The organism is Kitasatospora sp. NPDC088351, from assembly GCF_040685575.1.
Classification (GTDB): domain Bacteria; phylum Actinomycetota; class Actinomycetes; order Streptomycetales; family Streptomycetaceae; genus Kitasatospora.
The window spans coordinates 1-24,035 of record NZ_JBFBIL010000004.1 but is presented as its reverse complement, the minus strand read 5'-3'; the positions used below and the strand labels follow the sequence as shown (position 1 = coordinate 24,035).

General features: G+C 76.7%; 20 protein-coding genes. 12 read left to right on the top strand and 8 right to left on the bottom strand.

All coding sequences use genetic code 11. The features are described from left to right. Positions 1-176 precede the first annotated feature (176 nt). On the top strand, positions 177-644 hold the full coding sequence (locus AB0P06_RS04145) for a CrcB family protein (protein WP_363604938.1): 468 nt from the start codon (positions 177-179) through the stop codon (positions 642-644). Then, complete coding sequence (gene crcB, locus AB0P06_RS04140) at positions 644-1,024, top strand: fluoride efflux transporter CrcB (RefSeq protein ID WP_363605156.1); 381 nt, start codon at positions 644-646, stop codon at positions 1,022-1,024. Before AB0P06_RS04145 ends, crcB begins: the two co-directional genes overlap by 1 nt. 46 nt (positions 1,025-1,070) lie before the next feature. Here crcB and AB0P06_RS04135 read toward each other — a convergent pair whose 3' ends face one another. Continuing rightward, on the bottom strand, positions 1,071-2,021 hold the full coding sequence (locus tag AB0P06_RS04135; RefSeq protein WP_363604937.1) for an NAD-dependent epimerase/dehydratase family protein: 951 nt from the start codon (positions 2,019-2,021) through the stop codon (positions 1,071-1,073). A 165-nt stretch (positions 2,022-2,186) separates the two neighbouring features. On the opposite strand from AB0P06_RS04135, the gene AB0P06_RS04130 reads away from it, so the two are divergent. The 5 genes from AB0P06_RS04130 (at position 2,187) to AB0P06_RS04110 (ending at position 6,960) form a co-directional block, all read left to right on the top strand. After that, the gene (locus tag AB0P06_RS04130) at positions 2,187-3,182 is read left to right on the top strand and encodes a DUF4129 domain-containing protein (RefSeq protein WP_363604936.1); all 996 of its coding nucleotides are present in this window, start codon (positions 2,187-2,189) and stop codon (positions 3,180-3,182) included. Next, positions 3,179-3,730 carry a hypothetical protein gene (locus AB0P06_RS04125; RefSeq protein WP_363604934.1) on the top strand — a complete coding sequence of 184 codons (552 nt, stop codon included), beginning with the start codon at positions 3,179-3,181 and terminating at the stop codon, positions 3,728-3,730. Before AB0P06_RS04130 ends, AB0P06_RS04125 begins: the two co-directional genes overlap by 4 nt. Before the next feature lie 64 nt (positions 3,731-3,794). Then, positions 3,795-4,880, top strand: a complete 1,086-nt coding sequence (locus AB0P06_RS04120; protein WP_363604933.1) for a MoxR family ATPase — start codon at positions 3,795-3,797, stop codon at positions 4,878-4,880. Further along, complete coding sequence (locus AB0P06_RS04115) at positions 4,877-6,373, top strand: DUF58 domain-containing protein (RefSeq protein WP_363604932.1); 1,497 nt, start codon at positions 4,877-4,879, stop codon at positions 6,371-6,373. Before AB0P06_RS04120 ends, AB0P06_RS04115 begins: the two co-directional genes overlap by 4 nt. Then, the gene (locus AB0P06_RS04110) at positions 6,370-6,960 is read left to right on the top strand and encodes a hypothetical protein (RefSeq protein ID WP_363604931.1); all 591 of its coding nucleotides are present in this window, start codon (positions 6,370-6,372) and stop codon (positions 6,958-6,960) included. Before AB0P06_RS04115 ends, AB0P06_RS04110 begins: the two co-directional genes overlap by 4 nt. Before the next feature lie 83 nt (positions 6,961-7,043). Here the strand turns inward: AB0P06_RS04110 and AB0P06_RS04105 are convergent, their stop codons facing one another. Together AB0P06_RS04105 and AB0P06_RS04100 are read right to left on the bottom strand one after the other, a co-directional pair. Further along, on the bottom strand, positions 7,044-8,426 hold the full coding sequence (locus AB0P06_RS04105; RefSeq protein ID WP_363604930.1) for a condensation domain-containing protein: 1,383 nt from the start codon (positions 8,424-8,426) through the stop codon (positions 7,044-7,046). A 207-nt stretch (positions 8,427-8,633) separates the two neighbouring features. Continuing rightward, positions 8,634-9,443, bottom strand: coding sequence for a class I SAM-dependent methyltransferase (locus tag AB0P06_RS04100; RefSeq protein WP_363604928.1), 810 nt, complete (start codon positions 9,441-9,443; stop codon positions 8,634-8,636). A gap of 408 nt (positions 9,444-9,851) precedes the next feature. On the opposite strand from AB0P06_RS04100, the gene AB0P06_RS04095 reads away from it, so the two are divergent. From AB0P06_RS04095 to AB0P06_RS04085, 3 genes are all read left to right on the top strand, one after another. After that, the gene (locus AB0P06_RS04095; RefSeq protein ID WP_363604927.1) at positions 9,852-11,069 is read left to right on the top strand and encodes a cytochrome P450; all 1,218 of its coding nucleotides are present in this window, start codon (positions 9,852-9,854) and stop codon (positions 11,067-11,069) included. 13 nt (positions 11,070-11,082) lie between these two features. Next, a complete protein-coding gene (locus AB0P06_RS04090; protein ID WP_363605155.1) occupies positions 11,083-11,283 on the top strand; it encodes a ferredoxin in 201 nt (66 codons plus the stop codon). 139 nt (positions 11,284-11,422) lie between these two features. Further along, complete coding sequence (locus AB0P06_RS04085) at positions 11,423-11,860, top strand: hypothetical protein (RefSeq protein WP_363604925.1); 438 nt, start codon at positions 11,423-11,425, stop codon at positions 11,858-11,860. Here the strand turns inward: AB0P06_RS04085 and AB0P06_RS04080 are convergent. Further along, the gene (locus AB0P06_RS04080; RefSeq protein WP_363604924.1) at positions 11,849-14,623 is read right to left on the bottom strand and encodes a transcriptional regulator; all 2,775 of its coding nucleotides are present in this window, start codon (positions 14,621-14,623) and stop codon (positions 11,849-11,851) included. The two genes, AB0P06_RS04085 and AB0P06_RS04080, sit on opposite strands and share 12 nt — an antisense overlap. 311 nt (positions 14,624-14,934) lie before the next feature. After that, positions 14,935-15,168 (bottom strand): hypothetical protein, encoded by a 234-nt coding sequence (locus AB0P06_RS04075; protein ID WP_363604922.1) that lies wholly within the window; start codon positions 15,166-15,168, stop codon positions 14,935-14,937. A gap of 511 nt (positions 15,169-15,679) precedes the next feature. On the opposite strand from AB0P06_RS04075, the gene AB0P06_RS04070 reads away from it, so the two are divergent. Beyond that, positions 15,680-16,453, top strand: coding sequence for a hypothetical protein (locus AB0P06_RS04070; RefSeq protein ID WP_363604921.1), 774 nt, complete (start codon positions 15,680-15,682; stop codon positions 16,451-16,453). A 97-nt stretch (positions 16,454-16,550) separates the two neighbouring features. On the opposite strand, the gene AB0P06_RS04065 is transcribed toward AB0P06_RS04070, so the two are convergent. After that, positions 16,551-19,370: a transcriptional regulator gene (locus tag AB0P06_RS04065; RefSeq protein ID WP_363604920.1), complete on the bottom strand. Its 2,820-nt coding sequence runs from the start codon at positions 19,368-19,370 to the stop codon at positions 16,551-16,553. Between the two features lie 386 nt (positions 19,371-19,756). Here AB0P06_RS04065 and AB0P06_RS04060 point away from each other — a divergent pair, with 386 nt between their 5' ends. Next, entirely contained in the window at positions 19,757-20,326 is a 570-nt protein-coding gene (locus tag AB0P06_RS04060) for a hypothetical protein (RefSeq protein WP_363604918.1), read from the top strand. Between the two features lie 46 nt (positions 20,327-20,372). On the opposite strand, the gene AB0P06_RS04055 is transcribed toward AB0P06_RS04060, so the two are convergent. Both AB0P06_RS04055 and AB0P06_RS04050 read right to left on the bottom strand, forming a co-directional pair. Further along, positions 20,373-21,359: a chitosanase gene (locus AB0P06_RS04055; RefSeq protein ID WP_363604916.1), complete on the bottom strand. Its 987-nt coding sequence runs from the start codon at positions 21,357-21,359 to the stop codon at positions 20,373-20,375. A gap of 111 nt (positions 21,360-21,470) precedes the next feature. Then, entirely contained in the window at positions 21,471-23,900 is a 2,430-nt protein-coding gene (locus AB0P06_RS04050) for a hypothetical protein (RefSeq protein ID WP_363604915.1), read from the bottom strand. Positions 23,901-24,035 lie beyond the last annotated feature (135 nt).

Sequence of the window (24,035 nt, the reverse complement as noted above, 5' to 3'; positions counted from 1 at the left end):
ACCGGTCGCAACGTTAGGTGACGATTTATGGACATTGCGTGATATTTGATGGCATGTTGCCGCCCGGCGATCGGATCCGGTGAGCACCGGTCGGCGACTGCGCTGATCGAGTCACGACTTCGCCCGCTGCCGTGATTCGGTGCCGCCTCCTCGGCCGGGCTGCTTAACGTGCCGGTGTGCTCCTGACCCCTGATCTGCACCGGCACGGCCACCCCGACCACTCACTGGCCGGACGGGGAGCGACGCTCGCCACCGTGGCGCTCGGCGGGGCCCTGGGAGCCGCCGCGCGCTACGGCGCGGGGCGCCTCTGGCCCGTCCCTCCCGGGGCCTTTCCCTGGACGACGCTGGTGGTCAACGTCGTCGGCTGCGCCCTCATGGGCGCCCTGATGGTCACCACGAAGGAGCGCTTCCCCCGGGCGCCCGCGCTGCTCGGGCCCATGATCGGCACCGGCGTGCTGGGCGGCTTCACCACCTTCTCGACCTACATCAACCAGACGCGCCTGCTCCTCGACCGGGGTGACGGCGCGGTGGCGGCCGGCTACCTGGTGCTCACCGTGGTCGCCGCGCCGGCCGGTGTCTGGCTCGGGGTCCTCGTCGCCCGTCTCGCCTTCGGGATCTCCGTCAGAGCCGGGGAGGCCGGGTGATCGTCGACTGGCTGCTCGTCCTCGCCGGTGCGGCCGTCGGAGCGCCGGTGCGCTACCTCACCGGCGTCGCGGTGAAGCGGCGGGTCGACTCCGCCTTCCCCTGGGGCACGTTCGCGGTCAACGTGGCCGCGCCCTTCGTCCTGGGGCTGGTGGTCGAGGGCGGCGCCGAGCACGCCATCGGCGACCGGGCGGAGCTGCTGATCGCCTCCGGCTTCTGCGGGGCCCTGTCCACCTGGTCGACCTTCTCCTACGAACTGCTGACGCTGGTCTCCGTGCGCCGGGTCGCGACGGCGGCCGCCTATCTCTGCGCCAGCCTGGCCGCGGGTCTGGCCTTCTGCTACGCGGGGGCCGCGCTGGCACGCGGGATCTGGGCGCCGTGAACGGACCCGCGGCCCTCGGCGGACGGCCCGGTGCGCAGGGCGAGGGTCAGCCGCGGGCGAGGAGGCGGGCCTCGTCCTCGGGGGAGAAGCCGTGGCCGAGGGGCGGCTCGCCGCGGGCGCGGTCCCAGGCCAGGACGTCGGCGGCGGTCACGGCGAGCGGGGTGGCGGGCAGGCCGGCGGCGCGGGCGCGGGCCGGGCTGCGCCGCTGGGCCGGCCAGAGCGGTTCGGCGTGGACGAGCGGGAAGAACGGGGGCGCGGTGTCGGCCGGGACGGGGACGATCTCGACCTGGGCGCCCGCCACCTCGGCGCAGGTGGTGATCAGCCCGGCCAGGGTGGTCGGTTCGGCCGGGCCGACGGCGTGGAAGGCCCCGGGGCGGTCGTCCTCCAGCAGACGGACCACCAGCCGGGCGAGGTCGCGGGAGTCGACGAGCTGGACCGGCTGCTCGGGCCGGCCGGGCAGCGCGACCCGGCCACCGCGCGCGGCCCGCCGCACCCAGTAGGTGAGCCCGGACTGCGGGTCGTGGGGGCCGGCGACCTTGCCGGGCCGCACGATCGTCGCCCGGCCGCCGTACCGGGCGGTCACGTCGTCCTCGCAGGCCGCCTTGAGCGGGCCGTAGGTGTCCTCGCTCAGCTCCTCGGTGTCGCGCACCGGGGCGCGGCGCGGGGTGGACTCGTCCGAGCCCGGACCGGTGCGGGTGTACACCGCCTGGCTGGAGATGAACAGGTACCGGCCGACCCGGTCGCCGAGCGCGTCCATCGCCTGCCCGACGTGGCGCGGCAGATACCCGCTCACGTCGACCACGGCGTCCCAGCGGCCGGTGCCCAGGGCCGCGTAGTCGCCGGTGTCGCGGTCGCCGATCAGCCGGGCGGCGGCGGGGAACAGGTCGTGGCCGGTCCGGCCCCGGGTGAACAGGGTGACCTCGGCGCCGGTGCGCAGGGCGTCGTCGACGATCGCGCGGCCGACGAAGGAGGTGCCGCCCAGGACGAGGATTCGCATGGCGCCGACGGTAGCGGCACCGGCGCGGCCGTGTCGACGCGTCCGGCGGTCCGGCCGCTACCCGGAAAGTCGTACGCCGCGGGAAGGATGACAGGGCGAAAGTCGGTGTGCGACGCTGCACCGGCGCGTGATCAAGCGTGTGGCGGAGGGGACCGGGGGCACCGCATGAACGACGACGTACCGCCGAGCGCGCCCCGGCGGTCCCGGCGTGGCGGCCACCGGCAGGGGAGCACGCGGGTGCGGGGCGTCCTGCTGGTCGTCGTCGGCCTGGTGGTCGCCGCCTCGGCGCTCCGGCCGGACGGCGGACTGCTGGGGACGGGCACCGAGCCGCCGCTCGGCAGCATCGGGTTCGTCGTCCTGCTCGCCCTCGGCTGGGTGATCGTCGTCGGCCGCTTCGCCTCCGGCCTCCGCGAGGAGGTCCGCCGGCTGACCGGGCCGACGCCATGGGCCGAACGCCTGCGGACGGCCGCCGTCGTGCTGCTGGCGGGCGGGACCGTCGCCGTGCCGGTGCTGCTGTTCGTCTTCCACAACCGGACCACCACCGGCGGGCCGGTCGCCGATGCGCCCCTGACCGGCCTGGGGGCCTGGACGGCCACGCCGGTACCGACGCCGCCACCGCCGCCGGCGCCCGAGGAGTCGGGCACGGTGAACCTGGCCGTCGTCCTGCTGGTCGTCCTGGCCGCGGTGGTGGCGGCCGTGCTGGTGGCCGCCCTGGTGCGGGGGTGGCGGCGGCTGCGCCTCCCCGGGCCCGGGTCGCGGACCGCGCCGGCCGTCGGCCCGGCGCGCGCCGAGGACGTCCTCGCCGAGGCCGTCGCCACCGGACGGCGCGCGTTGCACGGCGGCGACGCCCGGGCCGCGGTGATCGCCTGCTACGCCGCGATGGAGGGCTCGCTGGCGGCCTCCGGTGTCGCCCGCCACGCCTCCGACAGCCCGACCGAGCTGCTGGAACGGGCGGTGGCGGACGACCGGGTCGACCCGGTCCAGGCACGCGCCCTCACCGCGCTGTTCCACGAGGCCAGGTACTCGACCCACCCGATGGACGACAGCCAGGTACGCCGGGCCAGGACGGCCCTCGACACCATCGCCGACCGCCTGGCGGACCGGCCGGCCGCCGGTACGGCCGGCGCGGGCCCCACCGACCCGACCGGGAGCCGTCGATGAGCACAGATCCCGCCCGGAGCGCCGGTCCCGCCCGGCCGGGGGACGGCCCGGACCACGACGGCCTGGCCGCGCCCGGTTCCGTCCGGCACAGCCTGATCGAGCTGGGGCTCGTCGCCGTCGCGGCCGAGATCCTGTTCGCCCTGGTCGGCGGGGTGGCCGCGGCCGGCGCCGGAGCGGTGCTGATGGCCGTCGCCGCCCTGGTGACGGGCCGGTACGTCGCCGGGGCGGGCTTCCTGGACGTGGGCCTGCGCAGCCGTCAGCGGGTGATGGACGCGCGGGAGCCCGGGCTCGGCGACTGGCACTGGACCGTCCGCCACGGGCTCGACCCGCAGGGCGACGGCGGGCCGTTGCGCGGCCGGCTCCAACGGCTGTTCGCCGCCCGGCTGTCGGAGCGGCACGGGCTCTCGCTCACCGACGACCGCGACCGGGCCGCCGCGCTGATCGGCGCCGGGCTCTGGCCCTGGATCGATCCGAGCCGCCCGGCACCGGCCGAGATCTTCCCCGAACCGGTCGTCCGCGCCCTGGTCGACCGTCTCGAATCCCTGTAGCCACCGCGCAGTCGCCGCACCCCCGGCGGCCGCCCGCACCGACCCATCGCCCCTCAGGAGAGCCATGACCGCCGTTCCCCAGGCCCCCGTCGACCCGGGCGCCGACCACGCCCCGGACAGCCCCGCCGGCCGGCCCGCGCTGACGCCGCAGCAGGCCGGGAAGCGCGCCAACGCGGTGGTGGCGGAGATCGAACGGGCCGTGGTCGGCAAGCCCGAGGCGCTCCGACTGGTCATGCTCGGGGTGCTGGCCGGCGGACACGTCCTGATCGAGGACCTGCCCGGGCTCGGCAAGACCCTGCTGGCGCGCTCCTTCGCGACCACCCTCGGCCTCGACTTCCGCCGGATCCAGTTCACCCCCGACCTGCTGCCCTCGGACGTCTCCGGTGCGCCGTTCTACGACCGGAGCAGCGGTGAGATGGTCTTCCGGCCGGGCCCGCTCTTCACCCAGCTGCTGCTGGCCGACGAGATCAACCGCACCCCGCCGAAGACCCAGGCCGCGCTGCTGGAGGCGATGGCCGAGGGACAGGTCTCCGTCGACGGCGCCACCCGCCGGCTGCCGGAGCCGTTCGTGGTGATCGCCACCGCCAACCCGATCGAGTACGAGGGCACCTACAGCCTGCCGGAGGCCCAGCTCGACCGCTTCCTGCTGCGGGTGCGGATGGGATACCTCTCCACCGGCCTGGAGGCCGCGATGCTGCGGGCCCGGCTGGACCGGGCGGCCCCCGAGCCGGTGCTGGAGACCATCGGCTCCGCCGCCGAACTGCTCGCCATGCGGGCCGCGCTGGAGCAGGTCGAGGTCGACGACGACCTGGTCGAGTACGTGGTCGCGCTGATCGACGCCACCCGCAACGACCAGCAGATCCAGGTCGGCGCCTCGCCGCGCGGGGGTCTCGCGCTGGTGCAGCTGGCCCGGGCCCGCGCGATGCTGGAGGGCCGTGACTTCCTGACCCCGGAGGACGTCAAGGCGGTCGCCGTCCCCGCCCTCGCCCACCGCATCACGCTCAAGCCCGAACTGTGGGTGCGCCAGATCGAGGCGGACGACGTCCTGGCCCGCCTGGTCGCGTCCGTTCCGGCACCGCAGACCCTGCCGCGCGCGGCCGGGAGCGCGGACACCCGGTCGTCGGATCGGCTGCCGGACGGGCCGCGGTGAGCGCCGGGCGCCCCGTCCGCCGACTCGCCGCGCCGGCGGAGGGAGGTCCACCGGGCCCCGGCGCCCGGCGCACCGGCTTCCGCACCGGCCTCCGGTCCCGCCTCCGCACCGGCCTCCGCCCAGGCCGCCGCCTCGAACCGCGCGGCGACCGCCGGACCGGCCGGGACGCCGACCTGCGTACCGCCCGGATCCTGGCCCGGAGCGCCGAAGCGGCGCCGGCCGGCCTGCCGAGCACCCCGCCCTCCCCGCACTGGCGGGCCGGTGAGCGGACCCTGCGCCTGCTCACCGTGGCCGCCGTCGCGGCCGCCGCCGCGCTGGCCACCGGACACGCCTGGCTGCTGGCCCTCGCGGCCGGTCCCGCCGTGCTGCTCGCCCTGGCGGCCCCCGGGCGCGACAGGCCGACCCGGCTCGCCACCGTGGGCACGGCCGAGCCGCGCCGCTGCTTCGAGGGCGAGCGGATCACCGTCCGGATCACCGTGGAGCACGACGGGGAGATCGGCCCGCTCGACCCCACCGTCGCCCTCGGTCCGGGGCTGACCCTGGAGTCCGTGGCCGTCGGCCGCGCCGGGGTCGACCTCGGCCTGCGGGCCGACCGCTGGGGCCGCTGGACGCTGGGCAGCGTCGACCTCGACGTCTACGACACCGGGGGCCTGACCCGGCGGACCGTCCGGACCGAGCTCGGCGCGGTGGACGTCTTCCCGGTGCCCGGTGCGGCCCGGCTCACCCCCGTCCCGGTCCGCCTCCCGGAGCGGATCGGCGAGCACACCACGGCGCACGACGGCACCGGCGTCGAGGTGATCGGCGTCCGCCCGTACGTCCCGGGCGAGCGCCAGCGGCGCATCCACTGGCCGTCCACCACCCGCCGCGACAGCATCCAGATCAACCAGTTCGCCGCCGAGCGGGCCGCGGACGCGGTCGTCCTGCTGGACGCGCTGAGCGACTTCCGCGACCCGGCCACCGGTCTGTCGAGCCTGGACGAGACCCTGCGCGCGGCCGCCGGGCTGACCCGCGCCTACCTGAGCCGCCACGACCGGGTCGGGCTGATCGCGGTCGGCGGCCGGCTGCGCTGGCTCGCCGCGGGCAGCGGGGACCGGCACTTCTACCGGATGGTCGAGGCCGTGCTGGAGGTCCGCCAGGACCGCCGCCGGCGCGGACCCGCCCTCCCGCGGCTCCCGCTGCCCGCACTGCCGGGCCACGCCCTGGTGTACGCGTTCACCTCGCTCGCCGACCAGCGGATCCTGGAGGTGCTCGGCCGGGTCAGCGACCGCGGCAACCCGCTCGTCGTGGTGGAGATCCCGGCGGGCGAGCCGACGGTGGAGCCCGGGGACGAGGTCGGCGCCCTGGCCCTGCGGCTCTGGCACGCCGAGCGCGAGGCGATGCGCTCCGCCCTGCGCGGCCGGGGCATTCCGGTGGCCCGGTACACCCCGGGCGAGGCGCTCGACCTGGCGCTCGCCCCACTGCTGCGCCGCCGGATCCGAGGAGGGGCCCGATGACCGAGACCACCGCCGACGCCGGGCTCGCCCCCGGGGTACGGCCCTCGCCCTCGTGGGCCCCGTGGATCGAGCAGACCGCCCTGCGCTGCACCGGCGCCGCCCTGGCGGTCGCCGCCTGCGGAGTGGACGGCGCCCCGGGCGGCGTACTGGACCGGGGCGGGCCCGCCGCCGTGGCGGCCGCCGCCGTTCTCGCCGTCTGGGCCGCCGCACCGCCCGCCGGCCCGGCGCGCCCGGCGACCACCTGGCCCGCCCGGTTCGCCGGGCAGCGCACCACCGTGCTCGCGGTCGGGTCCGTCCTGCTGGCGTGCTCCGGCGAACCGTCGCTCTGGCCGGCCGTGGCGGTGACCGTCCTGCTCACCGGCTATCTGCTGCTCGTCGACGCCTTCGGCCCGGACCGCCGCGGCCCCCGGCCGGCGCACGCCCTCACGGCGGTCGCCGCGTCCGCCCTGGTCCTGCCGGCCGCGTTCGTCCCGACCACCGCGGGCGAGTGGTCGCGCCCCTTCGCGCTGCTCGGCCTGCTGGCCGCCGCCATCGGCACCGGTCTGGCACTGCGGCCCCGTACGGCGGGGACCCCGCCGCCGGAGTGACCTGGCCCGCCGCCCCGGACCGGCCGGCCAGATTGACCGGGCGGAACGGGCGGGACGCTCCAGGGGGCGGCGGCGGGCCGGTCTCAGTCGTGGCCGAGGGCGGCGGCCTCGGTGAGGATCAGGTCCTCGATGCCGCGCAGGAAGCGCTCCATCGTGGGACGGGGGAGGACCGAGGCGTCCGCCGTCATCGCGAGTCGCAGGGCGTCCGCGGTCCGGAGGGCGTCCAGGGCGTAGGAGAGGCCGGGGCGCGGCTCGAACTCGACCGGCCAGTCGAGGGTGGTGCGGGCCCTGGCCAGGGCGAGCGGTTCCGGGGCGGCCGGTGGGGCGGCCGCGCCGCCGGCGGGCGCGGGCGGGGCCAGCTCGCGGGTGTCGTTGAAGACGCAGGAGCGGTCGGCCGTCGGGCCGTGCTCGGCGCGGAGGCGGGCGATGTCCTCGTCCCGCAGGGTCTGGTCGTAGTAGGCGTGCCGGTAGGTGGCGATCGACGCGGCGTGGGTGCGTCGGACGACATCCCCGAACTCCTTTCCGGCGTCCGCCAGATGGAACAGGCTCTCGCCCGCCACCGTGCTCACCGCCTGGGTCAGCCCGGGCAGGAAGCGGTTGCTGACCACCACCTGGAGCGTGGCGTCCGGCAGGCCCGAGAGCCGGGACGTCATCGCGGCGGCGGCCGCCAGCAGCACCGAGGAGGAGCTCACCCGGTGGGCGGCGGCGACCAGTTCGACGGCGCGCAGCAGCGCCGGGGAGCTGAGCACGGCGTTCGGGAACGGGCGCGGCTCCCCGGCCGGGGCGGGGAACTGCCGCGGCGGGCCGAGCCGCAGCTTGCGCAGGAAGTGCTGCCGGGCGTTGGCATCACGCCGCCGGCCGCGATCGGAGGCCTGGAACGCGGCCTCCTCCAGGGGCTGTTGGGTGGCCGCCCGGCGCTCGGCCATCGCCTCCACCGGTTCGCCCAGGGCGAGCGCGGACAGGTCCATCACCACCTGGCTCATGCCCGAGCCGTCCACCGCCGTGTGCGAGAGGACCAGGCTCATGTGGCGGACCAGACCGCCCGATTCGACCAGGCCGACGCGGATCGGCCACTCGGTCGCGCAGTCGAACGGCCGCCCCGCCAGCTCGTCGTGCAACAGGCGCCCGGTTTCGGCGAGTTCGGCCGCGTCGCCGTCGCTGTGGCGGGTGTGCACGGACAGCCGCCCCGCCGGGTCGACGGTCTGCCGCAGCCGGCCGTCGTCGTCCCGCAGCAGCCGGGTGTGCAGCCCGTCGTGCAGGTGGAGCAGGTGGGTGAGCGCGTCGAGGACCACCGGCACCGGGACTCCCGGGTCCAGCGGGGAGGAGGCCGTGACGTTGTACCTCGGCGCGTCCGCCGGGGTCAGTTTGCCGACGGCGTCCCAGATGGCCTGCTGGCCCCAGGTGGCCGGTCCGGTGCCGGACCGGCCCGACGAGAAGGTGATCTCCAGCTGTTGACTCGTGGTCACCGTGTGGCTCTCCGATGTGCGGTTCTGGGCTCGGTGCTTGCTGCGTGGTGCCAGGGAAACGCGGGTGGTGCCAGGGCAAGAGTGTGGCGCACCGCCCTCCCCGCGTCGAGCCTCGGAACGCGCACGGGAGCCGCCGGGGTCACCGGCTGCCGGTGGTTCGGCGGGCCGAACCACCGGCCGGCGGGCGTCGGGAGCCGTCCGCTGTGGTCAGGCCCGGTCGGCGGTGACCAGGTGGTAGTCGAGCAGGCCGCTGCGCCAGGCGGGGAGGAAGTTGCGTGACCAGTGGCTGGGCGGGACGGTGCCCTCCAGATAGCGGTCGAAGCCCGGCCAGACCGCCGCTCCGATCGATTCGGCGGACACGCCGGTGAAGCCGGCCGCGGCGAGGTCCGCGGTGAAGCCGGTGATCGGGTGGGCCACGTCCAGGCCCTCGGCGAAGCTGGCGAGCATGATGCTCAACCGCTCGGCGACCTCCGGGCCGGAACTGAAGAAGGTGGTGACCACCAGCCGGCCGCCGGGCCGCAGCACCCGGGCCGCCTCGTGCGCGAAGCCCGTCAGCCCGCGGAAGTGCTGGGCCGCCTCGACCGAGTAGACGCCGTCCAGCGAGCCGTTCGGGAACGGCAGCTTGTCGGCCGAGCCGAGGGCGTAGGCGAGCCGGTCCGGGAAGACGGCCATGGCCTTGGCGTTGACCGTACGGGCGCGCTCGATCTGGTCCGGGTGGATGTCCACCCCGGTCACCGCCGCGAAGCGGAACTCGCGCAGGGCGAGTGTCGCACCCAGCCCCCGCCCGCAGCCGACCTCGGCCAGCCGCAGCCGCTCGGTCGGTGCCGGGAAGGCCCGCAACACCCGGCGGTACAACTCCTCCTGACTGTGCACCCGGTCCTCGGTGGTCGGTGATGCGGTGTCGATTCCGCTCCAGTCACCGAAGTTGATGAAGCCCCCCGCGAAGCTGGCCGCTCGTGCGAGATCGTCCGCGCCGTATGTCCGTCGTACGGTCGGGGGAATGTGGTTCTGATCCATCGGTGCCCAGTCTCCTCGCGCCTTGCCGCCCGGCCCTCGGGCGCGCTGAGGTACGTACCCAAACCGGTATGCGTCCGAACGCACAGGGTGACGGATGGGGTGCGCCAAGTACGGTGGTTGACGAGGCGTCAACCATACTCCTGGAACGGGGGGTCGTGGTGGCCGTCGAGCGTTCCGGCCCGCCTTCCGGTGCCGTCCCCGGGCCGTCTCTCCCGGGAGAAGGAGCGATAGCCGCCGCCGGGGACGCCGTGCGCGCCCGTGCCGATGCACGTGCCGGTGCGGGACGAGGGCCCCCGGGCACGGGGAGGCGCCGGGGCCGGGCGGGGGCGAGACCTCCCGGACGGAGGGGAGTCGTACTACCCTGCGAGTGGGGGCGCAACAGAATGGCTGGAGAAGGGAATACCTTCCATGAGTACAGCCCAGCCCACGGCGATGACGCTGCCGATGCACCGCACCTGCCCGTTCGATCCGCCGCCGGAGTACCGGCACCTGCGCGCGCACGATCCGGTCGCCCGGCTGTCCTTCCCCGACGGAAAGACCGGCTGGCTGCTGACCCGGCACGAGGACGTCCGCGCCCTGCTGGCGGACGACCGGTTCAGCTCGGACCGGCTGCGGGCCTCCTCCCCGGTACGCCGGATCCCGGTCCGGCCCGAGGACGTCGGAGCCCGCTCCGGCCTGCTCATCACCATGGACCCGCCGGAGCACACCCACTACCGGCGGATGCTCACCCGCTACTTCACCGTGCGCCGCATGCGCGCCCTGGCACCCCGGATCGCACAGATCACCGCCGACCACCTGGACGCGATGGAGCGCGTCGGGCCCCCGGTGGACCTGGTGCGGACGTTCGCCCTGCCGATCCCCTCCCTGGTCATCTGCGAACTGCTCGGCGTGCCCTACGACGACCGCGACAGGTTCCAGCGCTGGACCTCGACCCTGCTCAACCTGGAGGTGGACGAGGACACCGCGCTGGCGGCCCGGGACGCCCTGCGCGACTACATGCTCGACCTGGCGGCCCGGAAGCGGAAGCACCCCGACGACGCCCTGCTCAGTGCCCTGCTGGCGGACGACGGCCCGGAGTCCGGGCTCACCGACGAGGAACTGGCGGGGATCGGCCGTCTGCTGCTGGTCGCCGGCCACGAGACCACGGCGAACATGCTGGCACTGGGCACCTTCACCCTGCTGACCCACCCCGGGCAACTGCGCGACCTGCGGGAACACCCGGAGCTCACCGGCCACGCGATCGAGGAACTGCTGCGCTACCTGACCATCGTGCAGTTCGGCACGGTGCGGGTCGCCACCGAGGACGTGGACATCGCCGGCCACCACGTCCGCGCCGGGGAGACCGTGGTCGCCTCGCTGGCCGCGGCCAACCGGGACCCGGAGCACTTCCGGAGCCCCGACCGGCTGGACCTCACCCGCGAGCTCTCCCAGCACGTCGCCTTCGGACACGGGATCCACCAGTGCCTGGGCCAGCAACTGGCCCGGGTGGAGATGGAGGTGGCCTTCCCCGCGCTCTTCCGGCGCTTCCCGACGCTGCGCCTGGCGGTACCGCCGGAGCAGGTCCCGATGCGCCACGACATGGCCATCTACGGCGTCCACGCGCTTCCGCTCACCTGGGACGGGTGACCGCACCATGAAGATCCGGATCGACATCGACCACGACCGCTGTCGTGGCGCCGGGCAGTGTGTGCTCACCGCGCCCGAGCTCTTCGACCAGTCGGAGGACGACGGCACCGTCGTGCTGCTGGAGAAGCACCCGCCGCCGGAGCTGCACCGCGCCGCCCGGCTGGCCGCGGCGCTCTGCCCCAACGCCGTCATCCGCGTCGTCGAGGACCCGTGAGCCCCGGAGGTGCCCAGGGGCGGGTCTCGGACATTTCCCGTCGGGCGTGCGTCACCGGTGAACGCCGGGCGGGGTGACAGCCGTTCTCGTTCACATGACGGTGATGATGATGGAGCGGGGCGCTGGCATGCTTGCGGGCATGGAGGACATCACGGGGGAGCGGGAGGCCCGGGAGCTGATCGCGGGCTGGCTCGCCCAGGAGCCGGCGGCCGGGTCGGCCGCGGACCGGGGCGAGCCGGACGATCCGGGCGTCCCGGGTGCCCCGGACGGTGCGGACGGCCTGGACTTCCCGGTCGGCGGTGGGCTCGCGGTGCCGTCGGCGAGCGGGTACGAGGTCGCGCGGGCGGCCCGGGTGCTGGCCGTGCGGGGGCTCGGCAGAACCAGGCTGCCCCTGGTGCCGGACGGGCTGCGGCTGGTCGCCGAGGCGCTGGTGGTGGACGAGCACCCGTCCGTGGCCACCTGGACCCCGCTGGAGCGGGCGGAGGCGGTGGAATGGGTCGCGCTCCTGGTGCACCGTTTCGGCGAGGACGGGGTGCAGTCGCTGCTGGCGGAGCTGGTGAACCCGTCACTGCCGTAAGGCGGGTCTGAGTGCGGCCAGCCGCTCCTCCAGCTGCCGGACCACGGTGGTGTCGCCGAGTCCGGCGGACAGGCCGGCGGCGGTGCGCAGGTGCCGGGCGGCCTCGGCGGGGCGGCCGGAGTCGAGCAGGAAGTCCGCGAAGTGGCGCTCGGCCACGGCGTGCAGATGGACGGTGCCGGCCGCGCGGCAGAGCTCCAGCGTGTGCTGCCAGGCCCGGGCCGCCTCGGCCGGGCGGTCGAGCAGTTGCAGCGCGTGGGCCTCGTTGACCATCGCGGAGAGCTGGAAGGTGGCCTCCGGGTGGTCGGCGAGCAGGGCGCGGGCCTGCCTGGCCCGCCGCAGGGCCTGTCCGGCATCGCCGGCGAAGCCGTGCAGGGCGGCGGTGTTGCTGAGGGTGAACGGTGCGTGCTCGGTCAGGCCGTGCTCCTCGGTGAGGGCGACCGCCTGTTCGCCGAGCCGGACGGCCTCGCCGAACTCGCCGCGGGCCGCGGTGGCGACGGCGAGCACGGTGAGGGCGTGCACATGGACGTTCCCGCCCGTGTCGGCGGTCCGGGCGACCGCCCGGGCGGCCAGCCGGTGGGCCTCCTCGGCGCGGCCGGTGCCGCTGAGGGCGCGGGCGGCCGAAGCCTCCATCAGCGCGACGGCGGTCGGGTCGCCGGTCAGCAGCGCGGAGCGCAGCCCGGCCCGCAGGCAGCTCACCCGGTCCGTGCGGCGGCCGGTGCCGTAGTACAGGCAGTTGGCCAGGTAGGCCAGGCGCCAGGCGCGGTCGTGGTCGCCGAGGTCGGCGGCGGAGGTGACCAGGCCGCGGATGGTCGGCTCCTCGGCCCGGAACCAGTCCAGCGCCGACCGGACGGTGGACAGCCGCGGCCCGGACGGCGAGGGGAGGGCGGGCGGCGGGCCGAAGCAGTCGATGCCCGGCTGGAGCAGGGCGGCGCCGTGCGCGGCGACCGTGAGGTAGTGGTCGACCAGCGCCCGGGTGGCGGCGGTGCGCTCGGAGTCGGGCCGCTCGGCGAGGAGTTCGGCGCCGTAGAGCCGGATCAGGTCGTGCCGGCCGTAGCGGCCGGGGGTGCCCTCGGCGAGCAGGTGGTGGGCGGCGAGCGAGGAGAGCGCGCGGCGGGCCTCGGCGGGGTCGGTGCCCAGCAGGGCCGCGGCGGCGTGCGCGTCGACCTCGGGCCCGGGGTGGACGGCCAGCAGGGCGAGCAGGTTCTGCGCCGTGAAGGAGAGGTGACGCATCGTCAGGCCGAGCGCGGTGCGCACGCTGATCGTGCCCTGGGTGTCCAGGGCCTGCAACCGGGTGCGCTCGTCGGCGAGTTCGGGGACGAGGTCGGCGATCCCCCAGCCGGGCTGGGCGGCGAGCCGGGCGGCGGCGATCCGCAGGGCCAGCGGGAGCCGGTCGCACAGCTCGGCGACCTGGGCGACGGCCGCGGGCTCGGCGCGCACCCGGGCCGGGGTGAGCAGGTGCTCCAGCAGGCTGAAGGCGTCGTCGGCGGGCAGTGCGCCGAGCCGCAGCAGGGCGGCGCCCTCGGTCACCACCAGGTCCTCCAGCGAACTGCGGCTGGTGATCACGGTGGCGCAGTCCGGTCCGGCCGGCAGCAGGTCGGCCACCTCCTCGGCGTCGCGGACGTTGTCCAGGACGACCAGCAGCCGGCGCCGGCCGGTGAGCGAGCGGTAGAGCGCGGCCCGGGCGGGGAGGTCCTCGGGGAGCTCGCTCTCCTGGGCGCCCAGTGCGCCCAGGAACCGGCCCAGGACGTCGGCCGGCTGGGCGCGGTGGCCGGGGCCGAAACCGTTCAGGTCGGCGAAGAGCCGCCCGTCGGGGAAGGCGTCGGCCGCGGCGTGCGCCCACTGCACCACGGTGGCGGTCTTGCCGGCGCCCGCCGGGCCCGCCACGACGGCCAGGCTGCCGCTGCGGCGGCCGGCTCCGCACTCGGCGTCCAGCCAGCGCCGCTCGGCCGCCCGGCCGACGAAGCCGGCGGCCCGGCGGGGGAGCTGGCGGGCCGCCGACGGGCCGGAGTCCGGCCGGACGCGGCCCCGGCCGGGCTCCCGGGGGTCGGCCGCGAGGACGTCGTCGACGGCGGACTGGAGGGTCCGGCCGGGGGAGACCCCGAGTTCGGCGGTGAGCCGGCGACGGGCCCGGCGGTAGGCGGCGAGCGCGTCCGAGAGCCGGCCGGCCTGGTGCAGACAGCGGACCAGCAGGGCGCAGAGCGGCTCGCGCAGCCCGTCGGCCTCCACCGCGCGGTCGAGGTCGGGGATCGCGTCGGCGCCCCGGCCGAGCCGGAGCAGACGCTCCGCCCAGGACTCCAGCGCCCGGGCGCGGCCCTCGTCGAGGCGGTCGGCGAGGGCGTGGCGCAGCGTGGTGTCGGGCAGGTTGGCCAGGGCCGCGCCGTGCCAGAGGTCGAGGGCCTGGCGGAGCAGCCCGGCGGCGCGCTCGTCGCCGTCCGGGGCCTCCTCCCCGGCGGCCCGGGCGCAGAGGTGTTCGAAGAGCAGCGCGTCCACCGAGTCGGCCGGGCCGTCGAGGCGGTAGCCGGGTGTGCGGGTCAGCAGGGTGAGCGGGGAGCCGGCGATCAGCTTGCGCAGCGCGGCGATGTGGCCCTGGAGCGCGGCCCGGGCCTGGGCGGGCGGTTCGTCGCCCCAGAGCAGCTCGAAGAACCGTTCCACCGGGACGGTCCGGCCGAGGTCGAGCGCCAGCAGGGCCAGGACCCCGCACCGCTTCGCGCCGGGCGGGGTGAGGGTACGGCCGTCCGCCGTCCTCAGCTCAACCGCCCCCATGAGCCGAACAAACACAGTTCCCCCAGGTCAGAGCCCCCGCTTCTGGTCCTCGTCGAGAGGCAGGCCGCAGTCTAACCACGCCTGACATCCCGTCCGGTCGGCCGGTGGGACGGGTCGTTGGGCCCTGGGCCCCGCCGTTGCACGGTCGGGGCGGAATCCGGCGCGCGCCGCGTCACCCGATGTACGCCCGCAATTCGCCGGGCGTTCTCCGGCGCCGCGCCCGGTGTTCACGGCCGGTGCGGGGCCGGAGGGCTGCGGGCGGGGTCGGGGGCCGGGGCCGGGGCTGCGGGAGCGGGCGGTGCTCCGCCCGGTCAGCGGACCTGGCGGGAGAGGTCCACCCGGACGCCGGAGCGGGAGACGCCGGCGGCGGAGCGCTCCGCGGCCGGGCGCTCTTCTGCGTGGTGCGTGGACGCGTGGTGCGTGGACGCGTGCCGTGCGGTGGTCTGTGGCGGGCGTTCGGTGACCGACGGGTCCGGTCCGGCCCGGTGCGGTCCGGAGACGGCGGCGAGGGCGAGGACCACGAGGACCAGCAGGGGCGTGCGCACGGTCGGGGCCTCCTTGTCGGGTCCGGTGGGTCGGGTCTGGCGGGCCGGGAGCGGACGGCGGTGCCCCCGGCCCGTCGGGGAGTGGCGGGCCGGGGACGGCAGGCGCACGGTCGGTCCGCCGGGTGCGGTCGCACCCGGCGGTGTCCGGCCGGCCGTGAGCGGGCGGCCGTCGGACACCCCGTCCGTGCTCCGGGAGGCCCACCGCGTCAGGGGCGACGGCGGGCGGCCCGGTGGTGGCCGTCCGGCGCCCGGACCGTGTTCACTCCGGACCGGGTGCCGACCTGTTCCACGGCCTCCGCCCTGGTCAACGGCGCGTCGGCGGTCGCCGGTTCACCACCCGGTGGACCGGCCGGACGTCGCCGGCGCGGCGGCGGCGGAGGGGACGGGCGGAGGCGTCCGGGGGCGCCGCGGACTGAACCGCAGGGCGGTTCGGTCCCGTAGACGACAGTGGCGGGACCGGTGACCACCGGCCCCGGGGACTGCGTCCTGCGGGACCTGAAGGAGATGCGCGATGAAACATGTTCGAGCCGTCGTCGTGACCGGCTGCGCGGTCGGGGCGCTCGCGGTGGCCGGCTCCGGGACGGCGTTCGCCTGGCATCCGAGCGACGCCTCACTGACCGTCGGCTGCCGAACCGAGGCCGGCCGGGTGGACCTGGTCCTGGGCAACAACTACCGCTCCTCGGGCGAGTACACGCTCACCCGGGCCGGCAGTGACGAGCGGTACCGCGGCACCGTCGAGGGCCACGGCTCGGTGAAGGTCACGGTGAGCTACTCGGGCAAGGGTGACACCTGGCGCTACCAGCTCGCCGACACCCAGATCGAGAAGCGGATCGCCGACGTGCCGCTCTGCGTCACGCCGACGCCCACGCCCACGCCGACCCCCACCCCGACGGCCACGCCGACGCCCACCCCGACGGCGACGCCCACGCCGACCGCCACCCCCACGCCGACCACGACGCCCACGACGCCCACGCCCACCGGCACTCCGACGCCGACCGCCACGCACACCCCGAGCCGGACGCCCACGCCCACCGGGACGTCCAGCCGGACGCCGGGACCGTCGGCCAGTCCGACGCCGTCCGGCAGCGCGTCGCCCTCGCCGTCCGTGAGCCCGAGCGTCCCGGCGCCGCCGTCCGAGGGCGCCGGGCCCGTCCCCGGGGGCCTCGCGCACACCGGCGGTGGCGGCGACGGCGCCCTGATCGCGGGTGTCGGCGGCGGCGCGGTGCTGATCGGCGCGGGTGTGCTGGTCGCCGCGCGGCACCAGCACCGGCGTCGCACCGCCTGAACCTCCGCTCCACCGGGCCGAACCGCCGCTACGGCGGCCCGTCGGCGGGGTGCGGGCCGAGTGGCATCGCCCCCGCCGGCCGCTCAGGTGTGAGCGGTCAGCGGCACAGATCGGCCGCCCGCCGGTCCGACTGCCGGACCACCGTGGTGCCACCGGGCCGGCCGGACGGGGCGACCGCGCCGTGCGGCTGGCCGGCGCCCCCGGCCGGGCGGCCCGAGGCGGCCAGGAAGTCCGCGAAGCGGCGTTCGGCCGCGGCGTGGAGGCGGACGGTGCCCGCGTCCCGGCACCGCTCCACCGTCTCCCGCCAGGCCCGCTCGGCCTCGGCCGGGCGGTCGAGCAGGGACAGGGCGTGGGCCTCGGCGGCCATCGCGGTGAGGTGGCCGGCGGCCTCGGGGTGGTCGGCGAGCAGCCGGCGGGCCTTGCGGGCGTGGCGCAGCGCGGCCGGGCCGTCGCCCACGAGGCCGTACAGGTCGGCCGTGCGGGCATGGGCGAACGGCGCGTACCCGGCCGGACCGTGGGTGCGGGCCAGGGCGACCGCCTGCTCGCCCAGCCGGATGCCCTCGGCGATCCCGCCGCGCCCGGCGGTCGCGACCGCGAGGACGGTCAGCGCGCGGACCCGGATCTCGCCTCCGGTGGCGGCGCCGCGGGCGACGGCCTCGATGGCGAGCGCCTGGGCCTCGTCGGTGCGGCCGGCGCCGCCCAGGGCCTCGGCGAGGCCGCACTCCAGCGACGCGACGGCGGTCTGCTCACCGGTCCGCCGGGCGGACCGGAGCCCGGCACGCAGGCAGGTCACCCGGTCGACGGGGCGCCCGGCGGGCTCGTAGAGCCGGTCGGCCAGGTCGGCGAGCCGCCAGGCGCGATCGTGGTCGCCGGTCTCGGCGGCCCGGGCGACCAGGGCACGCACGGTGGGCTCCTCGGCCTGGAACCAGGCCAGCGCGGTGCGGACCCCGGCGAACCGGGGGCCGGGCCGGCCGTTCGGTCCGGGAAGGCGTCCGGACGGCGGTCCGACGGCGGCCAGGCCGGGCTGGAGCAGGGCGGCGCCCTGGGCGGCGGCGGCCAGACAGTGGTCGAGCAGCGAGGTGACGGCGAGCGTCCTGGTGTACTCGGTGCGCTCGGCCAGCAGATCGGCGCTGTACAGACGGATCAGCTCAGGCCGGCGGTAGCGGCCCGGGCTGCTCTCGGTGAGCAGATGGTGCGCGGCCAGCGCACCGAGCGCGCGGCGGGCGGTGCCGGTGTCGGAGCCCAGCAGCGCGGCCGCCCCGTGGGCGTCGGTCTCCGGGCCGGGGTGGGCGGCGAGCAGCGCGAGCAGGCCCTCGGCGACGGATGGCAGCCGGCGCACCGTCCGGTCGAGGGCCGTGCGCAGGCCGACCGTGCCCCGGGTCTCCAGGGCCCGCAACCGGGTCGACTCGTCGGTGAGTTCGGGCAGCAGCTCGGCGATCGCCCAGCCGGGCTGGGCGGCGAGCCGGGTGGCGGCGATCCGGAGGGCGAGCGGGAGCCGGTCGCAGAGCTCCACCAGCCGGGCGGCGGCCTCCGGTTCGGCGCGGACCCGGGCCGGGGTGAGGGCGTGCTCCAGGAGCAGCAGCGCGTCGGCGGCGGGCAGCGGGCCGAGCCGGAGCGGAGCGGCGCCCTCGGTGACCACGAGATCCTCCAGCGAGTTGCGGCTGGTGACGACGGTGGCGCAGCCCGGTCCGGCCGGCAGCAGATCGGCGATGGACTCGGCGGCCCGGACGTTGTCCAGGACGACCAGCAGCCGGCGCTGCCGGGTCAGCGACCGGTAGAGCGCGGCCCGGGACGGCGCGTCCGGCGGCAGTTCGTGCTCCGGGGTGCCGAGCGCCCGCAGGAACCGGTCCAGGACGTCGGCCGGCCGGGCGTCGTGGTCGGGGCCGAAGCCCTGAAGGTCCGCGAAGAGCTGGCCGTCCGGGAACGCGTCGGCGCCGCGGTGCGCCCACTCGACCACGGTGGCCGTCTTGCCGGCGCCCGCCGGGCCGGCCACCACGGCCAGGCTGCCGCGGCGGTCCGGCCCGCACTCCGTGTCCAGCCATCGCAGTTCCGCCGTGCGGCCGACGAACCGGCCGAAGCGGCGTGGCAGTAGGCGGGCCACCTGGCCGTCGTCGGTCGTCGGCCGCGTGCCGTCGGCGGGGGCGGTCGCCGGACCGGGCCGCCCGGCCGCCGCCGCGGAGGCGTCGTCGGCCAGGATGTCGTCGACGGCGGACTGCAGCGTCCGCCCGGGCGGGATGCCCAGCTCCGCGGCGAGCCGGCGGCGGGCCCGGTGGTAGACGGCGAGCGCGTCCGGGAAGCGTCCGGCCTGGTACAGGCAGCGCACCAGCAGGGCGGCGACCGGTTCGTGCAACTCGTCGGCGTGGACGCTCCGTTCGAGCTCCGGTATCGCGTCCGCACCCCGGCCGGCCCGCAGCCGGTACGCCGACCAGCTCTCCAGGGCGCGGGTGCGGGCACCGTGCAGCTGGCCGGCGAGGGAGCGGCGCAGCGGGGTCTCGGGGAGGTTGGCCAGGGCGGTGCCGCGCCAGAGGCCGAGCGCCTCGCGGAGCAGCCTGTCCACCTGCTCGCACTGCTCCGGTCCGCTCTCCTCGGCGGCCTGCGCGCACAGCCGGGTGAAGTGCAGGGCGTCCACGAGCCGGGCCTCGCCGTCGAGCCGGTAGCCCGGCGCGCGGGTGGCGAGCGTGAACGGTGATCCGGCGAAGAGCTTGCGCAGCGCGGCGATGTGGCCCTGGAGCGCGGCCCGCGCCTGGGCCGGCGGTTCGTCGCCCCAGAGCAGCTCGAAGAACCGCTCCACCGGGACGGTCCGCCCCAGCTCCATGGCCAGCAGGGCGAGTACGGCGCAGCGCTTGGCTCCGGCGGGTTCGAGGACGCGGCCGTCGGCGGTCCGCAGCTCGACCGGCCCCAATAGGCGAACGAACACCTCAGCCTCCCCCGCCCGGATCTCCCCGATTGACCCTCTTCTGACCCTCTTCGGGCAGTTGCAGCGGCAGTCTAGCCAGGTCGGAGCCGGTGTCAGGGGGGCCTGTCGGACCGGGCGGTGGCGGGAATACCCGGACTTTCCCGTCGTGGGGCGGGGAGTCGGGCGGCTCGTGGACACCGGGTGAACGCCCGGCCGTTACCGGAAATTCTTCGACGGTAGGTCGATTCGTTACATGAACGCGACAGGCGGGCTCCGGAGGTGGGCCCGGCGCGGCCGGTGCGGGGCGGCCGGGGCGGCCGCGCGGGTGAACCGGAGCCGGGGAGTGGTCCGTCGAGGGAGGTACGGGGCCGATCGGCACTCGTGCGCCGACGCTTGGGAGGACAGCCGTGCTGCGTATGAACGGGCCGTGGAGGGTCACGGTGATCGGCAAGGACGCCGACTATGACCAGCGGGTGGTGATCCGCAGCCCGTACGGCACCAATGTGCTGGCCGGCCGGGTGGGCGCGTGGTTCGACGTCCGGGACGACGAGTGGACGCTGGCGCTGGAACACAGCTGGGGCGCCGGCTGGCGGCCCAACGTCCGGGTGATTCCCGGCCCGGTCTCGGCGGGGGAGGGCGGGCTCCGCAGCCGGATCGTCCGCAGCAAGGACGTCGACTGGCCGGGCGGTGACCCCACCGAGCGGAACTTCGTGCTGCGGCTGGACGCCCTGGAGTCGGCCACGGTCCTGACCGACGCGGTGCGCAGGACCGCCGGGGTGGTGACGGATCGGCGTGCCTCGGCCGGCCGGGCCGCGTTGGGGTCGGCGTCGGCGTCGCGGATCAGGACCAGTTCGGACCCGGGCCCCGGCACCGTCGGCGGGCAGAGCACGCGTCCGGTGGAGACAGGGCGCGAGGTCGGGCGCGAGGCGGTCCGCGGCGTCCCGGCCGAGCGGACGGCGCCGGCCCGGCCCTGGTGACCGCGGGTGGGGCGGGGCTGCCGGTCCCGGCGGCCCCGCCCCGCGCCTACTTGTCGATCCGGAACGTCTCGCCGTAGACCTTCCACACCAGCGGGGTGTGCAGGTCGAGGTTGCCGGCCTGGAGGAAGACCCGCTGGGCGGTGTCGACCCGGCTGGTGTCGTCGTGGGCCGCCTCGGTGCGCATGGCGGCGGCGCGGGCGTCGAGGAACGCGGCGATGTACGCCTTCTCGTCGCCGCCCTGGGCGGGCGTCTTCGCCTTCTTCAGCGCGGCGGCCCTGATGCCCCCGAAGCTGTCCGCGCTGTTACCCGGGCCGTGCATCACGATGGCGTCGTAGTAGGCGAGTTGGCCGAGCGCGTGCAGACCGTCCGTCTTCGCCTGGGAGACCGCCGGGTTGAAGTAGACCCGGTCGCGCATGTCCTCCTGGGCCTGGCGGAACGCCGGGTCGGCGGCGGCCTTCTTCCAGGCGGACGCGAAGTCCGGGTCCAGCCCGGAGTGCGAGGCGGAGCCGTTCACCTTCTCCAGGGCGGGCAGGTACTCGGCCAGTGGGTTGCCGGGCTTCAACTCGCGGTAGTGGCGGACGAGATCGAGCATGTCCCCGGTGCCGGAGCAGAAGCCGACGATGCCGCCGGTGTAGCCGCGGCCGTCCTTGATGTCCTCGAGGTAGGCGAACTGGGCCTTCCAGTCGAGCGAGGAGTTCTCGGCAGTGGAGACGAACTGCTGGGCGATGTCCTTGAGCCGGGGGTCGGTGAGGTCGCCGGAGCCGGTGGCGGGACCGGACGGTGAGCCGGACGGGTGGCCGGAGGGCGACGGAGAGCCGGACGGGTGGCCGGAGGGGGTGCCGGACGGCTGGGTGGTCCGGTGGGGCCGGCCGGTCGCGGGCGGCTTCGGAGTGTTGGACTTGGCCGTGGGGCTCGACGTGGGGCCCGGCGCCGCGGCGGCGGGCAGGGCCGGGAGGACGCCGGTCACGAGCAGGGCCGTGAGGGCGACGCGCAGGGACGCCGGCCGGATCGGCCGGACAGGCTGGGACCGCATGGGGACTCCGTGGTGGTCTTCGTCCGCCGGGCTCCACCGGCAGGGGGCTTCGGGGTCCGCAGGCGTCCGCGTGTCCCCGCTCTGGACAACGGGCCGGTGCGGGACGGCGGTTCAGTTCGGCTCGGTCGGCTCCGCAGGGGAGTCCGGTTCGGCCGGCTCAGGTGGTTCGGTCGGCTCGGTCGGCGGAAGCCCGATGCCCGGGGTGAGCCGGAACCGCTCCGGGCGCCTGACCTGGCGGCGGTCCGCCGGGGCCGTCCGGTCGCGGCGGGTCAGCCAGGCGCGCACCCGGCCCCGCGCGCCGGCGTTCCGCTCGGCGGGATCGCCCGTCAGCGCGCCGCCCGCCTCGCGCAGCAGGACCCGGGCGGGGCGGCCGGCCTCCTCGTCGGCGGCCTCCACGTCGACCACGATGAAGCCGGTGCCCGGCGCGAACACCGCCTGCGGTTCCTCGCCGGCCGAGTCGAAGGCGGAAGTCCGCCGGGCGGTGACCGACAGCACGGCGAACTCCACTGTGACCGGGCCGAGTTCGACGGCGGGCGAGGTCAGCCCGGCCAGCGGTGCGGGCTCCAGCAGCTCGCGGCCGACCGGATAGGCCGCCAGCAGGTCCGCCACCTGCTCGACGTGCGCGCCGAGCAGCACCACACCCTGGTGGCTCGGCAACCGCCGCAGGCCGGAACCGAGGCAGTTCAGGAACGCGAGGTGCGGGCCGGTGCCCCCGGCACGGGCCTCGGCGGCCAGTTCGGTCCGGCTCACCGGGACACCGGTGTCGGCGTGGTGCAGCAGGACGGCCGCCAGATCGGCCTTGATGTCGTCCTTGGTGGTGGAGCGCAGACCCGGCAGCCGGGTCGCGGCCTCCTCGACCCGGCCGACGCAGCGCTGGTAGTGGCTGCCGAGCAGCGCCCGGACGGCCTCCCGGTCGGCGGGGCTGCTGACGGCCACGGGCACGGTGAACTCCTCGGCCCGGAAGGCCCGGAAGACGTGCACGGCGAGGGGCTCCGGGTCGGGCCCGGGGGCGGAGGGCTCCGGTTCCCCGGGGCCGGGCTCGGGGCCGGGGTCCGGTCCGGGGGCCGGCCCCGGCACCGGCTCCGTTCCCGTTCCCGTTCGCGGAAGCGGGTCCGGAGGAGGGAACGGCAACGGAGCCGGTTCGGCCTCCGGCGCGGCCGTGGTGGGGGGTTCGGTTCCGGCCGGGGTCCGGAGCCCCGTGGCGGGCTCGTCCGCGCCGCCGGTGCCCGCCGTGGCGGAGGCGGCGGGACGGTCGGGCCCGGGCGGTTGCGGTACGGCGCCGGGGGCGTCTCCGCTGCTGCTGGTGGCCACCCGGGGGATGTCGGGGATGCCGGGGGCGCCGGCCGGGCCGGGCGCCTCCGGTCCGCCACGGGGGGCGTCGCCGGTGCCGCCGGTGGACACCAGCGGACCGGAGGAGGTCCGCGTCGGGGCAGGGGGCTCCGGCACGGCGGTGGGGAACTCCGCAGGGGGGACCTGCGAGGCGGGGAACCCCGTGGTGGCGAACTCCTCCGTGGCGAACTCCGCCGTGGGGAACTCCGCGGTGGGGAACTCCGCCGTGGGGGACTGCCCGGCGGTGAGTTCCGCGGCGGGCGGTTCCGACGCGGCGCCGAGGGGCGCGACCCGGCCGGTGGTGATGACGGGCCGGGGCGCGGTGAGCGGGTCCGGCTCGGCGGCCAGGGCCGGCCGGGCGGACACCGGCCCGGGGGCCGGGCCGGGGACGGGCCCGAGGCCGTACGAGACCGCCTCGGCGCCCGCCGCCGCATCGCCGGGCTGGTCGGAGCCCAGCCACTCCAGGCCGTGCAGCCGGGCGATGAAGCGGGCGGTCCGCTCGGAGCCCGGCTCCAGGATGCCGTGGGCCAGCAGGCCGAAGTTCTGCGCCCCGGCGGCCGGGAGCCGGTCGAGCAGGCTGCTCAGCTCCTCCCACACCTCGGCGCCGACCGGGCGGTCCCGCTCGCCGACGATGAGCAGCGGGCGGCCCGGGTCGGCCCGGCGGAAGCGCGGGGCGCACAGGTGCGGCGGGTCGGGGCGCAGCCAGAGCCCGGCGGGCACGGCCTCCAGGGACCAGTACGGGAAGGCCTGGAACAGCGCGGGCCCGGCGGGCTGCCAGGACGCGCCGCCGTTGCGCCAGGCGGACGGGACGGTGGGGCGCCCGGCCGAGGCGGTGAGCCGCAGCAGGTAGGGCTCCCAGCCGGCGTGGCCGCGGGCGTCGACCGTCCGGGAGGTGGGGCCGCCGGGGCCGTGCACGGGCAGGCCGACGGCGGCCTGGACGGGGCGGCCGAGGCGGGCGGCCAGGGTGCCGGTGAGCGCGGAGAGTTCGTCGGGGGCCGCCCACGGCGCGCTGAGCAGCAGGGCGGCGCCGCCGAGGGGAAGGGTCCGGACGGTCTCGGCGAGGTCTTCGGGCAGCAGCACCGGCTGGCCGGGGGTGCCGACCAGCAGCACCAGCGCGCCGGGCGGGGCGGCGAGGAGGCCGAGCGCCGGGAACGGCCCGCCGGGCTGGGCGCTCAGATGGGTGAGCCAGTATCCGGCGGGCAGCCGGGCCACCCGGACCGCCGCCGGGTGCTGCGGGTGCGGCGCGGGTTCGGGCGTCGGCGGGGGTGCCGGGAGCGCGGCGGGGGCGCATGATCGACGGCGCGTGGGTGATCGCCGAGGGCTCGATCTATGACTGCTGGGACGAGC